At 43.6% G+C, this 16467-nt stretch carries 12 protein-coding genes; 1 reads left to right on the forward strand and 11 read right to left on the reverse strand.

Features of this window, described 5'->3' with window-relative positions; translation table 11 throughout:
• Positions 1-19: 19 nt before the first annotated feature.
• Genes ACHOLT_RS19440 through ACHOLT_RS19450 form a run of 3 tightly spaced genes read right to left on the reverse strand, consistent with a single transcriptional unit; the run spans position 20 to position 3005 of the window.
• Positions 20-964: an electron transfer flavoprotein subunit alpha/FixB family protein gene (locus ACHOLT_RS19440; RefSeq protein WP_425804081.1), complete on the reverse strand. Its 945-nt coding sequence runs from the start codon at positions 962-964 to the stop codon at positions 20-22.
• A 15-nt stretch (positions 965-979) separates the two neighbouring features.
• Positions 980-1750 carry an electron transfer flavoprotein gene (locus tag ACHOLT_RS19445; protein WP_425804083.1) on the reverse strand — a complete coding sequence of 257 codons (771 nt, stop codon included), beginning with the start codon at positions 1748-1750 and terminating at the stop codon, positions 980-982.
• Between the two features lie 40 nt (positions 1751-1790).
• Positions 1791-3005 carry a CoA transferase gene (locus ACHOLT_RS19450; RefSeq protein ID WP_425804085.1) on the reverse strand — a complete coding sequence of 405 codons (1215 nt, stop codon included), beginning with the start codon at positions 3003-3005 and terminating at the stop codon, positions 1791-1793.
• A gap of 458 nt (positions 3006-3463) precedes the next feature.
• Here ACHOLT_RS19450 and ACHOLT_RS19455 point away from each other — a divergent pair, with 458 nt between their 5' ends.
• Complete coding sequence (locus tag ACHOLT_RS19455; protein ID WP_425804087.1) at positions 3464-5449, forward strand: sigma-54 interaction domain-containing protein; 1986 nt, start codon at positions 3464-3466, stop codon at positions 5447-5449.
• Positions 5450-5614: 165 nt separating this feature from the next.
• On the opposite strand, the gene ACHOLT_RS19460 is transcribed toward ACHOLT_RS19455, so the two are convergent.
• The 8 genes from ACHOLT_RS19460 to ACHOLT_RS19495 form a co-directional block, all read right to left on the reverse strand.
• Entirely contained in the window at positions 5615-6397 is a 783-nt protein-coding gene (locus ACHOLT_RS19460) for an enoyl-CoA hydratase/isomerase family protein (protein WP_425804090.1), read from the reverse strand.
• 38 nt (positions 6398-6435) lie between these two features.
• Positions 6436-8490 carry an FAD-dependent oxidoreductase gene (locus tag ACHOLT_RS19465; RefSeq protein WP_425808183.1) on the reverse strand — a complete coding sequence of 685 codons (2055 nt, stop codon included), beginning with the start codon at positions 8488-8490 and terminating at the stop codon, positions 6436-6438.
• A 28-nt stretch (positions 8491-8518) separates the two neighbouring features.
• Complete coding sequence (locus ACHOLT_RS19470; protein WP_425804092.1) at positions 8519-9670, reverse strand: acyl-CoA dehydrogenase; 1152 nt, start codon at positions 9668-9670, stop codon at positions 8519-8521.
• Between the two features lie 279 nt (positions 9671-9949).
• The gene (locus tag ACHOLT_RS19475; RefSeq protein ID WP_425804094.1) at positions 9950-11191 is read right to left on the reverse strand and encodes a CoA transferase; all 1242 of its coding nucleotides are present in this window, start codon (positions 11189-11191) and stop codon (positions 9950-9952) included.
• A 63-nt stretch (positions 11192-11254) separates the two neighbouring features.
• Positions 11255-12406 (reverse strand): methyl-accepting chemotaxis protein, encoded by a 1152-nt coding sequence (locus ACHOLT_RS19480; RefSeq protein WP_425804097.1) that lies wholly within the window; start codon positions 12404-12406, stop codon positions 11255-11257.
• 130 nt (positions 12407-12536) lie between these two features.
• A complete protein-coding gene (locus ACHOLT_RS19485) occupies positions 12537-13319 on the reverse strand; it encodes a TIGR03084 family metal-binding protein (RefSeq protein WP_425804100.1) in 783 nt (260 codons plus the stop codon).
• 69 nt (positions 13320-13388) lie between these two features.
• The gene (locus ACHOLT_RS19490) at positions 13389-14624 is read right to left on the reverse strand and encodes a CoA transferase (RefSeq protein WP_425804103.1); all 1236 of its coding nucleotides are present in this window, start codon (positions 14622-14624) and stop codon (positions 13389-13391) included.
• Between the two features lie 247 nt (positions 14625-14871).
• A complete protein-coding gene (locus tag ACHOLT_RS19495; RefSeq protein WP_425804106.1) occupies positions 14872-16110 on the reverse strand; it encodes a CynX/NimT family MFS transporter in 1239 nt (412 codons plus the stop codon).
• Positions 16111-16467: the final 357 nt, after the last annotated feature.

A 16467-nucleotide genomic window follows, 5' to 3' on the forward strand; every position in this document is an offset into this window, starting at 1 on the left:
GATACCCAATCCCTCACGTTTACTTATTGGCTTTGAATTTCTCGGTCAAGAGGGGGAGTACTTTATAGAGGTCTCCGATAATTCCGTAATCCGCATGCTTGAAGATCGGAGCCGCTTTGTCTTTATTGACGGCGATAATCACTTTCGCCTGATTCGCACCGACCATGTGCTGAACTTGTCCGGATATTCCGACTGCAAGATAGACTTCCGGTTTCAGAATTGCCCCGGACACCCCGATATAGCGTTCCGTGGGCAGCCAATTGACTCCTTCGGCGATAGGTCTTGAACATCCGACCTCTGCCCCGATCTGTTCTGCCAATTCCTCTGCCAGCTTAATATCTTCTTGATTCGCAATTCCTCGGCCAATACTGACAACCCGTTTGGCCGCACTTAGATTAACGGCGGCGCCTTCCTTATTCTTTTTCTCAATCAACTTGACTTTATGCTGAGGCTCAACAAAATCGACATTGACGACTGTTCCCCGACGCGCCGCATCTTCTGGAAGAGTCGTATATACGCCTGCGCCAACCGTAACAATCGTGGTTTCCGTCAAGGCTTGTTCTATGCGGAAGGCTGCTCCTCCATAGACCATATGGGTAACCTGAACTTTTCCCTCAGCTTTGATCTCAGCCGCATCGGCTAAGACACTCGCTCCTATACTTGCCGCAAGACGGCCGGCAAGAAGCTTACCGCGTTTGCTGGGCTGAACAAGCACAAGTTCAGGATGTACCTGCTTGAGAAGTCCGGAAATCGTTGGCGCGTAATCCTCATAGAGATTCTCGGCTTTGCGCTCTCCCAGCCAATAGATTTTATCCGCTCCGAGTCTGATTGCTTTTTCTGTCTCTTCTTTTGTTCCCAAAACTACCGCCGCGACTTCTTCTCCAAGTTGACGGCCTCCTGCCAGGAGCTGAGCTAAAGCTGATTCCTTTTCAGCTATGACCCATACTTTATTGATCTTACTCATGTTTTTCACCATCCTCTAGAGAAGTTCTTTATGAATGCTTTCGAATAGCTTTTGTACTGCTTCTTCCGAATCGCCTTCGAAAATAATCTGCTTGCGATCGACATCTTCGGGAGCTAAGGTGTTTATGATTTCAGTAGGCCTTTTCGCATCCTCTAAGCCAAGATCTGCTGTTCCCCATTGGGTTACGGGCTTTTTCCCGGCAGCTAAGATGTTTTTCATACTTGGAATACGAGGAAGATTGATATCGGTGGTCACGGAAATGACCGCCGGAAGAGTGACCTCCAGAATCTCAACTTCGTTTTCCAACGTCCGTTCAACGACGAGCTTGTCCCCGGCAGGAGTAATTTTGCTCACTGCATTTAAGGTAGGGACATTAAGCAGTTCACCCAGTTGAATCCCAACTTGCTGAGAATACAAATCGCCGGATCCTTCTCCACAGAGGACAAGGTCAAAACTTCCGATTTTGCGAATCCCAGCTTCCAGAGCTTTTGCCGTCAAATGAGAATCTGCATTTCCGAAACGGTCGTCAATAACCAGGAATAAATCCTCCGGACCTCTAGAAAGGATTCCTTTCTTCAATTTTGAGTTATCGGCTTGTTTACCTCCTGCACTAAGAGCTGAAACCTTTCCGCCGACAGCTTCGACAATTTGCATTCCGGCCTCGACAGCATTGAGATCGTATTGGCCGATTTTCCATTCGGCTCGTGCAAAAGATAAATTTCGATCAGGTTGAACCACGATATCCTGTTCTTCAGGTACAACTTTAAAACACGCAATAACGTTCATTTTTTCACCTCAATCAGTAAATGTTCAAAATTAGCATCTCTTATTGCTTCTTGATTGTTTTTGTCTCATAAAAATATTGAATTTCTTCTTCACTAAAGCCGAACTCACTTAATACATCTTCATTATCCATTCCATAAGTGGCTCCCCCGCGGAATATCCGGCTGGGGTTGTTCTTAAATTTCGGAATAGGTCCCACACCTTTAACCCTGCGATCTGTAATTGGGTCATGCCATTCAGTTATGGTTTCTCTAGCCTTATATTGGGGATTATCGAGCATCATTTCATAGGTCATGATCACGCTGCAAGGAATTTGATGTGCATTTAAGATCCGGTCTACTTCTTCTGCTGTATGCGATTGACAGAATTCTACCGCTGCTTTGACGAATTTCTCTGCCCGTGGCCCATCCGATTTAAAAACAACGCCATGAGGTTCTGCGAAGTCGGGATCATCCGCTAATCCCCAGAGTTCTTCAACCCGTCTTAAAACTGCTGTTCCGCCTAAAGCAAGCATTACCCAGTTGCCGTCTTTGCATTTTTGAACGTTTTCCAAAGCGGATTTCAGGTCCTTATTACCCATGCGAGGCGGCTGTTGACCATTATTGATGCCTTCTGTCAGGAAGTTCCCTTGAAGACGGGCTAACGTCTCGTACTGAGCAACATCAATACTCTCTCCCACGCCGGTTTCCCTTGTGCGGTAAAGTGCCGCCATACATGCCCAAGCCGTTGTCAATGCGGTAATATAATCGCACGTAAAGGGTTTTGCCGCGTAAGGCGGGGCAGGATCAGGCTCCCCATTAATCGCCATGAAACCGCTGAACGCTTGTCCGATGGGATCAAAAGATCCCCGCGATATATATGCAGGATCTCCCGTCTGTCCAAAGCCGGAGATATGTGCGATTACGAGCTTAGGATTGATTTCCCATAGTACATCATCGGTTAATCCCCACTTTGCCCAAGTTCCTCCTTTAGAATTTTCGACAAGGAGATCACACTTTTCGAGAAGTCGGGCAAGAATCCTCCGTCCTCCGGGAGAAGGTACGTCAAGAGTGATAGATCTTTGGTTTCGATGTTCTACCGTAAATACATCGCCAAACATACGAAACATATCAGGGAAAATTGTACTTTCAGCATAAATGACATCTGCTCCTTGTTCGGCAAAAAGCGTGCCTACAAAAGGCCCTGCAATCGCTGAGCCTATGCTTAGTACTTTGATCCCTTGCAGATTTCCAAACTTCGGCATTTCAGTGCTTTTCATGGTTTACAAACTCTCCTCCTCATACATTCGAGTTGATCGCTAAAAATCACATCACACGATTCCGCAACTGTATTAATTGCAATACTTATGCCAAGTCGCCAAAATCGCTAAAGTCCTGTTTTCAATGGGCTTTGTTCAGCTTTCTTGATCATGTGATTGTATTATTGTTCACTAAGTTGAGCAAAGTGTTCAAACAATGTGTTAGACCAAATTCTTTCTCTTACCAGATAATATTTATTTTTTGAAAAGTACCTGAAGTTAGTGTAAAATAAATCCTGACCTTAATAATGTGAAAGAAATTATTTGGTCAATTCCGGCAATAATAAGATTTAAAATTTTAAAATTGCAGATTAGGTATTTAATATAGACTTATATGTTTAAGTTGCGTAACGTTAATATTTAGCGTTTATTTAAATGCTGCAATATATTTCCGTATCGTTAGCTAAGGGAGGGTGAAAATGTTAAGTACACAGGAAGAAGTACTCGAAGCTTGGAAAGCTTTCATTGCACGCGGAGTTATTCTAACAAATAAAGTACGACCTGAAATTGCCCGATCCTGGGAACGATGCAAAGCAAACGGATTGGATCCGTGGTCTTTGGATTTTCCGATATATTCTGAATCACTTTTAAAAGAAAAGCGGGCAAAATATGGCCAATTGCTAACCCTTGCCGGGCCTATTATGAACTTTCTTTTAACCTTGCTTGATTGCAATATATCCATTTGTAATCTTGAAGGGTTTGTTTTTGAGTTGATTACTCCGCTTAAGCATTATCCAAGATCTTTGGGTACCTATGCCAATGAATTTACCAGTGGAAACGGTGCAGTAACTATTGTTCTGAACGAAAAAATTCCTTGCCGGACGGATGGTTTCGAACACTATCGCATGGTTTCCCAAACGTACTCCGATGTAAGCGCACCTATTCACTCCAATAACACCATGATTGGAGTGCTTAATGCTGTCAATCCCTTTGGCTGTCTCCCCAACCAAGCCCTCCCCATGATCATTGCCGCCGATCAAATCCTCGAGGACTTACTGAATAACAACGGTGGTACATTTAAGCCGTTTATAGACTCGAAAGCTTTTCAGGATATGATCGATTGCAGTTCCCAATTTGTTATCGTTTTAAATCAAGAGGGCATTGTTCTTGCTGAAAATCTGGCTTCTGAACAACTTTGGGAGCCTTCTCGGTTAAAAAATAAATCCTTGGCGAATTCCCTAATTCATAAAGGCGATCTCTCTCTCCTCCTGGATAAAGATACACAAAATGCTAATCATCGAGATTTTTTGATTAAAGAATTAACATCGGGCAAGAAGCAATCTTATCTTCGGTGCGTTCTTCTTAGGAAGAACAGGATTCTGCTTCCCAACGGAGATGTGTATACGGTACTTGTTTTTGACCCGTTTTCCTTAAAAGATGAAGCAGGAAACCCGAGCAATATTTCTCAAAAGCCAGCCAAATACTGCACTCCCGCAATTTCTAGAGATGTTGACTATATAGGCGAAAGTCCCGCCTGGACTAAAGTTGATCGCATGATTCACAAAACAGCGCAGTTTCCCTCTAATGTTCTTCTTCAGGGAGAGACGGGAACGGGTAAGGAAGTCGTCGCTAAAGCCATTCATCGCCTAAGTCAGCGTAAAGGCAGCTTCGTCGCTATCAACTGCGGAGCACTTCCTAAAGAGCTTCTCCAAAGTGAACTTTTCGGATATGAAGAGGGGGCATTTACCGGGGCGCGAACCCGTGGTTCTATTGGAAAATTTGAACATGCCCATGAAGGGACTCTTCTTCTTGATGAAATTGGAGAAATGCCTCTGGACATGCAGGTTGCCCTCTTAAGATTTTTGCAAGAACGGACAATTACTCGGATCAATTCAACGAAATCAAAAAAAGTAGATGTACGAATCATCGCTGCAACGAATAAAAACATGGCTGAGCTTGTTAAGTCCGGTCAATTTCGACAAGATCTTTATTATCGCCTGAATGTCATTGAAATTGAACTTCCCCCGCTTCGAGAACGGAGAAGTGACATTCCCCTTTTAGCCAACTACTTTATTTCGGAATTATCTAAACAGTTAAAGATGCAGCCGAAAGAAATCAGTAATGATGCCCTAAAAATCCTTTGCCAGTATGATTGGCCAGGCAATATCAGGGAATTAAAAAACGTTATTGAAAAGGCCATGATTTTATCCGACGACCAGAAGATTTCTCCGGAAATTTTATCGGAATATATTTTACATTGGTCTCCTGATTCCACACCCTCCAAAGATGTGAATTCCTCAGAAAATCTTTCTGAACGAGATCATATCATTCAAACTTTAGAAAAAAATAACGGCAATATTTTTCAAACGGCTAAGGCCTTAAATATTGCCCGCAACACACTCTATCGAAAAATCGAAAAACTGAATATAAAGATTAAAACTTCAGCGTTTAAGGACAGCAAATAAGTCTTGAAAGTTTAAATAAGTAAGCAGCCTTAATTTATCGTAAATTGAGGTAAAGTAAGGTAAGGTAAGCTAAGCAAGCAGAAAACTTTGCCTGCTAAAAAGGGGTGACCCAGAAGAACAACTTCCGGGTCACCCCTTTGCCTATATTATTTTTATGAGAAATATCTATTTTCTTAAACTTTGTTTCTTACTTTTTGTGAATTTGGCGATGATTTCCTTGTATTCAGCTGTCTGCGTGCAGAAGGGCGAAGCTGTTGATTCAGCATCCATAACAAGGTTAAGCATTGGACTCATCGTACTGTTTGTAATCCCTTTGGTAATTTGGACAGACATGGCAGAAACAGACGCAACCTCTTGGGCAAAAGCAATTGTGCTTTCTTCGAGTTCCTCGGCAGGGAGAACTTTATTGGCAAATCCCATTTTATAGGCTTCCTCCGCACCCACAACCCGTCCGGTAAACCAAAGTTCCTTCGCCCGATAAGGGCCGATCAGCTGAGGCAAGAACATCATGACCCCCATCTCAGGGATAATACCGACCTTTAAGAAGTTTGACGTAAACTTAACTCGGTCAGAAACATAGATAATATCACAGGCTAACGCCATACTCATGGCTCCTCCGACAGCCCAGCCGTCGACCATGGCAATAACCGGTTTGGCGATCTGCTGTATGGTCTGAATCGTACGAATATATTTTTTTAAGAGCTTTCGGCCTTGCTCAACGCTCAGTCCTTCAGAACCGCCTTGTTTCAGGTCACCGCCCGCTGAAAAATTATCGCCTTCCCCTTTAAGGATAATCACCCTGACTTCATCATCGGCATCTAATTTCAGCAGCGCGTCACTTAGGAGATCCATCATGGAACCACTAATGGCATTTTTTCTCTGGGGCTTATTGATGACTAAAAAAGCGATCCCGTCATTTCTTTTACTGACATAAACGTCTTCCATCATTCGCTGTCTCCTTTAAGTTGAAGATTTATAACAAAGGATTAAATTTGGCTGGCCGCAAGATAACCCGCCTTCGTTGCATCTGCCATTCTTGCAGGATTGATGCAGTCACCGACAACGTAGAGCTCTTTAACCTTATTCTTTAAGGAGCTCGCTAAATCCATATTCTGATCAAAGCCTAACGTAATCGCAACTGTATCAACAGTGTAGAACACCTCTGAGCCATCTTGATGGATGACCTTGACACCCTGATTTGTAATTTCTTTGACCTTAGTCAGGGGTTCCAGTGTAACATTCGGGGATTTTTTAAAGGCAGAGGTAATATGGAAACGGTCGCTTCCGCCGACATCATGACCAATTTTTTTATGGTCGTCGATTATGACTAAATTACGGTCGTGATGCATCATTTCTTTTCCCAGTTCACAGCCCGGCAGTCCGCCGCCGATGATGGCAATCCTTTTACCAAGAGGCCAAGGGAATTTCGCCATAAAGCTGCGGGCCAAATCCGGAGTATAGAAGAACTTTAAGAATACCGATCCGCAATTCCACATGATCTTATTGAACAGACCCGGCTTTTGAGGAGGTTTGCCATTGAGCATTTCCAAAAAGTCGTGCGATTTGATCACATTTCCGCCGCCCGCTCCCGGTACATCGAGATCCACAGGATGTCCGCCGATCGCCACAACTACCGCATCAGGCTTAACGCTTTGTACCAATGCCGGGGTAACCGTGGTGTTGAGCACAACTTTAATTTCACGATGCTTTTTGAGAATCGTTTTATAATACGTGTTTAAACGATCATAGATTGGACTGAAAATTGTACTCATGACCAGACAACCGCCTACGCGGGGTCCGCGTTCATAAATCGTAACCTGATGACCTCTGCGGGCAGCAGTCACGGCCGCCGAGAAGCCTCCGGGACCGCTGCCGATAACCATAACCTTCTTCGCTTTATTCGTTTTGGTAATCAAAGGCTTATCCAGCTCTTCTCCTAAATGGGGATTGACTCCGCAATAGTTCAGGGGTTTCCCTTGGCTGATAACATCATCTAAGCACCGGCAGCAGCAAATGCAACGATTAATATCCTCGGGCCGGCCCTCAACGACCTTGTTTGCAAATTCAGGATCGGCGATATTGTATCTAAGGCCGCCAATGATATCGGCTTTTTTCTTTTGCAGAATATCTTCCATCACATCAGGATCGGTATTTCTATAAGCCGTAGTTACAGAGACCGTGGCCACAGTCTTAATTTTTTCGGAAACCCAAGACCAATAGCCGTCCTTAATATCTTTAGTGGTAAGGGGTACCGAGGTTTCATGCCAGCCCGGGGCTAAGTTATGCATTGCGGCCCCTGCTTTTTCTAAGATTGTCACGATTTTTAAGGATTCTTCCATCTCCAGACTGCCTTTAATGAAATCGACAGGCGACCAGCGTACAAGAATGGTAAAATCCTGACCGCAGGCTTTTTTAATTTCTTGCATCACTTCGACCGTGAGTCGGCAGCGATTTTCAAGGCTGCCGCCGTATTCGTCGGTCCGGTCATTAGTCGCAGGTGACATGAAACGGTTCATTATCCCCCCGACACCGGCCATGACCTCAACCCCGTCCCAGCCCGCTTTTTGCAGCGTGACAGCACATTGGGCCACATTTTTCTTAAAGGTCTCGATGTGTTCCTTTGTCATAGGTTTAGGAATCAATTTAGATATCGTTTTCGTCGATGGCCCCCAGTACTCTTCGTCCGCATCCGGAGTAGGTTTCCAATCGTGGACGGCGTAGGGCTGCCCAATGATCAAACCGCCGTGTTTTTGAACACGCTCAGCCATAGCTCTTAAATACGGAATATGCTCATCCGCGAAACCCAGGGGCAGCGGATGAAGGTGTTCAGTGGCTATCCTGGGATAAAAAGCAATCGTTTGACAAATCAAAGCTGTTCCGCCGGCAGCTCTTTCTTCTAAATAGTTTAATAAGCGTTGAGTCGGTACTCCTTCATTGGTAACATATCCATGTCCCGGCGACATCGAGGTCGTCATCATCCGATTCCTCAGGTTAAGGCTTCCGACTTTAATCGGAGAGCTTAATATTGGAAATGAGGTCATCATTATCCCTCCCCTTTATTATTTAAGTTTACTTGTATTGTTTTAAGATAGCTCGGCCTGCCGCATGAATCATAATCTCATCGGTACCGCCGCCAATTCTAAAGACCCGGGCATCAACCCACAGTCTTGAAATTCGGCAATCGGTTGTATAACCAATACCGCCCATAATTTGCAGCGCATCATCAATGACTTCGTTCGCCGCTTGAGCACAGTAGAGTTTAGCTAAAGCTGAGGAAATTTGAACCGGAAGGCCATTATCAATTTCCCATGCACATTTATAGACCATATTCTTCATGTTTTCGATTTTAATCTTCATATACGTCAGTTTCTCTTGGATGAGCTGCTGACTGCCGATGGTCTTGCCGAATTGAACGCGTTGATTGGCATAGCGCGCCGCATCTTCAAACGCACATTCAGCATAACCCAGCACAGATGCAGCCATTAACAGACGTTCGACTTCAAAGTTAATCAGAACCTGCATGAAGCCATTGCCCTCAACTCCCACAAGATCCTTTTCCTCGACTTCAACATTTTCAAGATAAACCTCACAGGTATCCATCATGTGCCATCCAATTTTCTTCAGTCTTTCGACTTTAATTCCCGGAGCACTCATTGGAACCCACCACATCGAAAACGCATTGCGCTTGTCCGGATTCTCAACTTCCTCGGCGTTGCGGGCCATACAAAGCATATAAGGAGCCGTCAAAGCATTGCTCATAAAGGTTTTATGCCCATTGATATAGACCTTGCCATCTTCGCGCGTAAAGGTTGTCGTAATCGCGCTGCTGTCAGAACCAGCCTGCGGCTCGGTAAAGCCTAAGACAAAGGCAACATTGCCGTTTTGAACTTCTCTCATCGTATCCGCCTTTTGCTCTTCCGAACCAAATTCCAGCATATCCGCAATCGATAAAGCCTGTCCAAAGGCGAAATGAGGTCCACCATTCTTGGTAATTTCTTCGGCGACAAGCATTAAAGTCATCGTATCAACGGGAGTACCGCCGTATTCCTCGGGAACACCTAACATGCTAAATCCATTTTCCGCTAAAGCTTGGATAAATCTTTTCGGAGACTCACCTTTCTCATTGCACTCTTTCATATATTCCTCTGTACAATCTCTGACCATGATCTCCCGAAGGCTCTCCAATAATAATTCTTGTTCCTCTGTCATTCTAAAATCCATAAATAATTCCTCCTGTTTCGTTATTTTTATAAAAACACATTAGCTTCAAAGGAATCTTTTTTTGATTCCCCATTATTTAATAGCAATACTCATGCCAAGATTCTGAGAAAGGAAAGCCCTTGATTTTCAGGGGTTATTTTTCCTCGATTGTTCTATGTGAATGTAATCTTGTTCACTTTGCTGAACAACCTGTTCAGTCGAGTGTTAGATATAGGATAAGCTCCCGATTATTTCAGGAGCTTTTCCCTATTGATTTTCCCTTTAATTTATAAAACTGAATTATTTGGTTTCAAAATAATCCCGTTTTCCTAATTTACCTTCAGCATACATTTTGTCAATAATCCCTTGCGGAATACCCAGTTCTTCTAAAATATCTTCATTGTCCATTCCGATATTCGGAGCACCCCGCCAAATTTGACCGGGATTATTTTTAACTTTAGGCACAATATTTACACCGGGGATTTGTGTTTTCCCATCTGCCGCCGTCCAAGTCGTAAAGACCTCCCGTGCTTTGTAGTGCGGATGGTTCACAGCCTCCTCATAATTCAGCAATCGAGAGCATGGAACGCCATTGGCTGTTAAGAGTGCCTCCGCCTCTTCTGCTGTATACTCAGCACAGAATTTTTGAATTGCGGCCTCGACATCATCAGCCGCAGGCGTATCCACAGGAACAAATGAAGAACCTTCAGGAATAAGCTCTGTACCGTACTCTATGCCAAGAACAGGCAATCCTTTTTGCAATACTCCGGGATTTAAAAGAAGCATGTAGATTTCGTTGCCGTCTTTACAGGAATACGTTCCATACCCGGCACAAATTCTGCTATGATTGCCCTCTTTAATATAATCCAACCCATAGCGCAGATAATCGGTTGGGTAATTGGCCTGAATCCGCATCATCAATTCATATTGAGCAAGGTCAAGACTCTCCCCTTTACCCGTTTCATTGCGTTTTAACAATGCTGCCAGTGTTAAGCCGAAAGCATAGAACGACGCAGTATAATCACCGGGGAAAGGCATAGCCGGTGCCGAAGGCTGACCCGGCAAACCATTCATCCGCATAACACAGCCAAAAGCCTGAGCAATCGGATCATAACTTGCCCGATTCACATATTCCGGAATACCCGTTTGCCCGAATCCGGAAATATGGGCAATGACAAGCTTAGGGTTGCGTTCCCATAAAACTTTGTCACTTAAACCCATCTTGTCATAACGGCCGCCGATTGAGGCCTCGATAAGAACATCCGTTGTCTCTAGGAGCTTTAAAAAAACTTCTTTGCCTTCGTTTTTCGTATAATTCATAGCCAGACTGCGCATGTTTCTGCGATCCTGCTGCCAGCTTCCGCTTTTACGGGCAACTCGTCCTGCGTCAACGTTAGTAGGATGTTCTATCCAAATGACGTCTGCCCCGTTTTCGGCATACAATTCACCGGCAAAAGGTGCAGCCACAGAGGCTCCCATCATAACCACACGATAACCGGACAACATTCCAAACTTCGGTATTTTGGTCGTTTTTCCCATCATCCTATCCCTCTTCCCTCATGATCTATTACATCTTTCCAGATGAACTTTTGCTCACATCCATTTTTAAAGTTTCTTCGCAATTCGATACAGCTCTTCGGACATTGACGCTATTTCTTCAATACTCGCTGTTATTTCTTCGGTTGCAGAAGCCTGTTCTTCGCTCGATTGGAGTGAGCGTTCGCTATTATCACTCGCTAAATTCATCTTGTCGTGGATCTTGTCTGTTATTTTCTTTAGCTCGGGAATTGTACTTTTTGATTGATCAGAAAGCTTTCGAATCTCTTCAGCGACAACTCCAAATCCTCGACCTTCATTTCCAGCTCGAGCAGCTTCGATAGCAGCGTTAAGGCCTAACATATTCGTTTCTTCTGCAATTTTTTTGATAAATCCGGATACGACGTTGATCTCCTCTGAAAGTGATGCAATCTCTTGGATATTTGAATGTTGGATTTGTTCATTAGAATAGATCTGCGCAGCTGATGCGGCAAGTTGCTGAATAGCTGCTGAAATGCCGGAAAGACCATTCTCAAGGTTTTTAGCAATACCTTGCAGCTGTGCAGCCGTTTTCTTCGGGGTAACGATTCCTAAAGTTGCCACAACTTCATCAGCATTAACCTCATCAAACAAAGGATAATTGACGACAGCTAAAGACTCGTTATATCTAACAGAATTGATTTCTGCAAAAGCGGGTTGTTTAGTCCTTATAACCTTTTTAGCAATGTCATCGTCTGAGAGCTTATAATTCAAAGGAAATTCCATCATATCAAATATTTCAGAAGGCTGTCTGTGAACGATTTGATCTAAATCCGTCAGGTAAATGAAAGCCCCTTCATGAAACATCTTGGCTACAATAGGAGCAAAATCATCGAATGCCGTTGCGACAGGGTGCAATCGAGGCAGTGCAAGGTTAAACGCACCAACACCTATCCCTTCATCATTGACAATAGGGATGGTCGTCATCAATATAGGTTTTCCATACGCAGCACTCGAAATTTTATGGGTTATAACTTTCTTTTCTCTGATGGCCTGCATTGAGGCATAGTGCTCCTCCAGAACATCCCCGACTTTAACAATCTGCATGTCAAATGACTTAGAGGCAATCGTCCAGACCACAGTATTGCCTTCAACCAACCAGAATCTAACCCCTCCAGGAATCGCATCCGCCAGAATATGAGCGAATGCTTTGTATGAGTCTACTGCTGATAACTGAATCATGATATCCTTACCTTTTCCACTTCAACCAATTTACCATTTATGATTTATCGGATAATCTTTGAAGGGAGTACTAACCCTAAATATGGCTGAGGTATCCTTTCTCTATCTATACTATTTGTGCTAGAGGTCTCTAGCGCTGTCTTTTGGTCTCCGGCGCGGGATCAGCCCAGCCGGCATACGTTTGAACAATTGACGCATAACGACGAGCCTCTTCTCCTGCAACTTCTAAGCCGGTATCCATCCAGTTTCTGCGGCGGATAGACACTAAAGCCCAATCTTTAGCACTTCCCCTGATATAATTTTCAGCCTCAGGATCACCCTTGGCCCATATCTCGCCTGAAGGTAATTTTAGTTCTAAGTACATCGGTGTATCAGGCATTTCAAGGCTGTTAATACGGTAAGCGTTTGGACGAGCCTGCCATGAGAGGAATAACGTACTTGTAATGCGGTCTTTGACAATAGGTTCCAGGCCTAAAGCATCATAAATATCGACCGAGTGTGCCCACAATTCCATAAGACGTGCTGAAGCAAGGGATTTAGCGGACATAGGCAAACCCGGTGCCCAGGGAACACGGTCTTTGGGGTTTTTATCATACAGCTGAGTGACTAAACGGGTGCGAATCTCACGCCACCAGCCTAGCACTTCGGGGCCGGTCAAATGATGAAACTTCGTTGCACGAACATATTCATCCTGGCCTGATTCTCCCGCAGAAAAAGAAACTAAATCCTCAGCCTCACCTGCAATCAGCTTCGTTGCAGCATAATCAAAAAAAGCGATATGAATGATGGCATCTTTAATGTTCCACATTTCTACATCAGGAAGCGGCAATTGCCATTGTTCATCCGTCAAATCATTCACCAAAACGTCCACTAAAGATTGTTCGGCTATAAAATCATTCAGGATAGTTTTCATTAGAAATCCCCTTTCTGTATCAGCTTTATATTTTAGGATTTGAATTAAACAGTTAGAATTTAATGTTTCTTATTTCATACCCGGCTTAAACTCTCTTTTCACAATCACCTTTTTGCTGTAAAGCTCTTCTATTTCCTCATCTTTAAGTCCCAACTCGGCAAGGATATCTTCATTGTCCATGCCTACAGTTGGCGCACCCCTCCAGATCTGTCCAGGATGATTTTTCAGTTTAGGAAATATATTTACCCCGGTAAATTTTTCTCCGTCAACCATTTCCCATTCCTTAAACACTTCTCTAGCCTTGTAATGCGGGTTTTTCAAGGCATCTTCATATTCCATCACCATCGAGCACGGCACATCATGCGTTAAAAAGACTTCTTCAACCTCCTGAGCCGTTCTCTGCAGACAGAATTCAGTAAGACGCTGTTCAAAAAGATCCCCGGCTGGCGTATTAGGATAAATCATTGAGCTGTCAGCGGGGTACAAATCCGAACCAAATTCCAAACCCAAAAGAGGAAGTGCCCTTTTAAGCGACCCCCCGCCAAGAATCATGACATAAACAGACTTGCCGTCTTTACAGAGGTACAGGCCATACCCACAGCACATTGAGCTATGATTCCCCTCACGTTTTGGAATATCATTATGGTTAATATAATCCACCGGAAAAGAGTTTTGGCAGCGCATGGCTATTTCGTATTGCGCAAGGTCAATGCTTTCCCCTTTTCCAGTCTGCTCTGCTTTCCGAAGTGCAGCTAAGCCTGATCCATAAGCAAAAACACCGCAGAGATGATCCACCGGCTGCGGCATTGCCGGGATTGGCGTTTGATCGGGAAAACCGTTCAACTGCATATAGCAGCCGAATGCCTGGGCAATGGTATCGTAGGATCCGCGTCTTACATATTCCGGTATGCCGGTTTGGCCGAAGCCGGAAATATGAACGATGACCAGGCGAGGATTATACTCCCAGAGCACTTCGTCGCTTATGCCCCATTTGTTATATTGGCCGCCCTTTGAGGCTTCGATAAAAATATCCGTCTGTTCCATAAGTTTGAGAAATACTTCCTTGCCCTCCGGACTAGGAATATCGAGACTCAGGTTGCGTTCATTTTTAGCATTCTGCTGGCAAGGCCCTCCAAAGCGGTTACGGGACATACAGGGAGTTTTGGCATTCTCAAGCATGATGACATCAGCACCTGCTTCAGCAAAAAGGGATGCAGCCAAAGGGCCGGCTATGGATGTCGTGCAATGAACGACTCTAACTCCTGACAACAATCCAAATTCAGGGATTTCAGATCGTTTTGCCATTCTTCTCCTTCTCTCATCCTTAACATTTATTAAGACTTATCTTTCAGTTTGTTGACTTTACCTTCTAAACCGTAACTTATATCTTATAAATCCTAACGACGCCATCTTTTTTCTAAGACCAGAACTTTCTCTAAATGCAATGATTGACCGTACGTCGCTAAAATAATCTTGTCATGTGTTAAAAAGGCCCCAATCCCATAGAAGACTGGGGTCTTTTTACAAAACAGACTATAGAAGATTTCGATAATTATTCTTGAACAAGCTTTTTACCAATCTTAACGGCCCCAATAACCAAGACGATACCTACCACTAAAGTAACAATATTCAACTGCCAAGCAAAGACAAAGCTCTTGGTGAGGTCAAATATTCTTGCGTAAATAATAGCTGCAAAGGCTGAAATGATACTTTGTACCATGGTAACGTAACTATAAATTTTACCAAATTCTCTCTGTCCAAAGATACCTTTGATCACAAGCGGCAGCATAACAGTTAAAGAAGCAAAGCAAATTCCAAAGAAAATCAAGCCCGTGTAGAAGATAGTAACATTTCCGCTGCCCATGAGAATAATAACCGTTCCAACAATACCACTGATCAAGGAGGTAAGCATAGCGCCAAGGAAGCCAACTTTGTCAGTAAGCCATCCTAAGAAAACTTTTCCGCCCATATTAGCAAAGTTCAAAATAGTCATGGCAAATGCCCCTACAGTTGTAGCAAGTCCAACCGAAGTCGCATATCCAGGAATTTGGGTATTCATGGATGCATACAAGACAACAACGCCGGCAAGGAGAACAACCATATACAAGGCAGGGGATTTAAGAGCATTTACAGCAGATACTCCTTTTAAAGGTGCTGCAGTCTTAGCCGTTTGTCCTTCTTCATGACCATAGGGCTTTAAACCCATATCGGAGGGTTTGAAACGGATAGCGAAGAGAATTCCAGGCATGGAAATGACCCAAGCAGCTACGGACATCATGAGACGAGCAGATCTCCAGCCATATTGGGTAATCAATTGCCCTGCGATCGGATTGGCAATTGCAGAACCTACTGTACCCAGCGCTAAAGCAATTCCTAAGAGAGTCGCATATTTTTTATTAAACCAGTTGCCTAAGATGATAGGCACTGCGAGATACATAATGACAGCTTGACCGAGGCCGATAAAGATAGCTGAAATATTCCAAGCCATAATCGTATGAAACTGGGAAGCAGCTCCTGTCGCTGCACAAACAAAAGTCATTGCAACACCCAATAATAATTTCGAATTGACTTTATAAATCAATTGGCTGGCAAACGGTTGAGCGAACGCCATAACTAACATATAAATGGTAAGATACCAGGATGCATCCGTACGTGTCCAACCCATTTCCTTCGCCACCGGTGTCAGATATAGACCATTGGTGTTTCCCAACATTCCTACTGCCGCAAAAAACATCAATGACAAGGAAATGAATACCCACCAGGCATGATGAATTTTTTTGCTTTGTTCCATCTCTAATTCCCTTCCTTTTTTATAATTAGCCCTTCAGAAATATATAATATATATCTTTTTCCCCTTGCTATTAACTTAACCCAACCTCCTCTCATGGACTCGGGGAAAAATAATTGACAAGCAATTTCAAACTCTAATAATTGCAAAACCTATGCCAAGTTCCTATCGACTTAAAAAGCCCATATTCTTTGGATTTTTAAATTTTAAGATTTTTATGTGATTGTAATTATGTTCACTATCTTGAACAAGATGTTCAAGCAGAGTGTTCAGTTGCAGTGTTCCGTCTGCTGTTCAAATAAACAATAACCTTCTCCATAATATAAGAAACTCCTTACCTTTCTTCCGAAGAAAGAGTAA

Source organism: Desulfitobacterium nosdiversum, from assembly GCF_049860565.1.
Taxonomy (GTDB): Bacteria; Bacillota; Desulfitobacteriia; order Desulfitobacteriales; family Desulfitobacteriaceae; genus Desulfitobacterium_A; species Desulfitobacterium_A nosdiversum.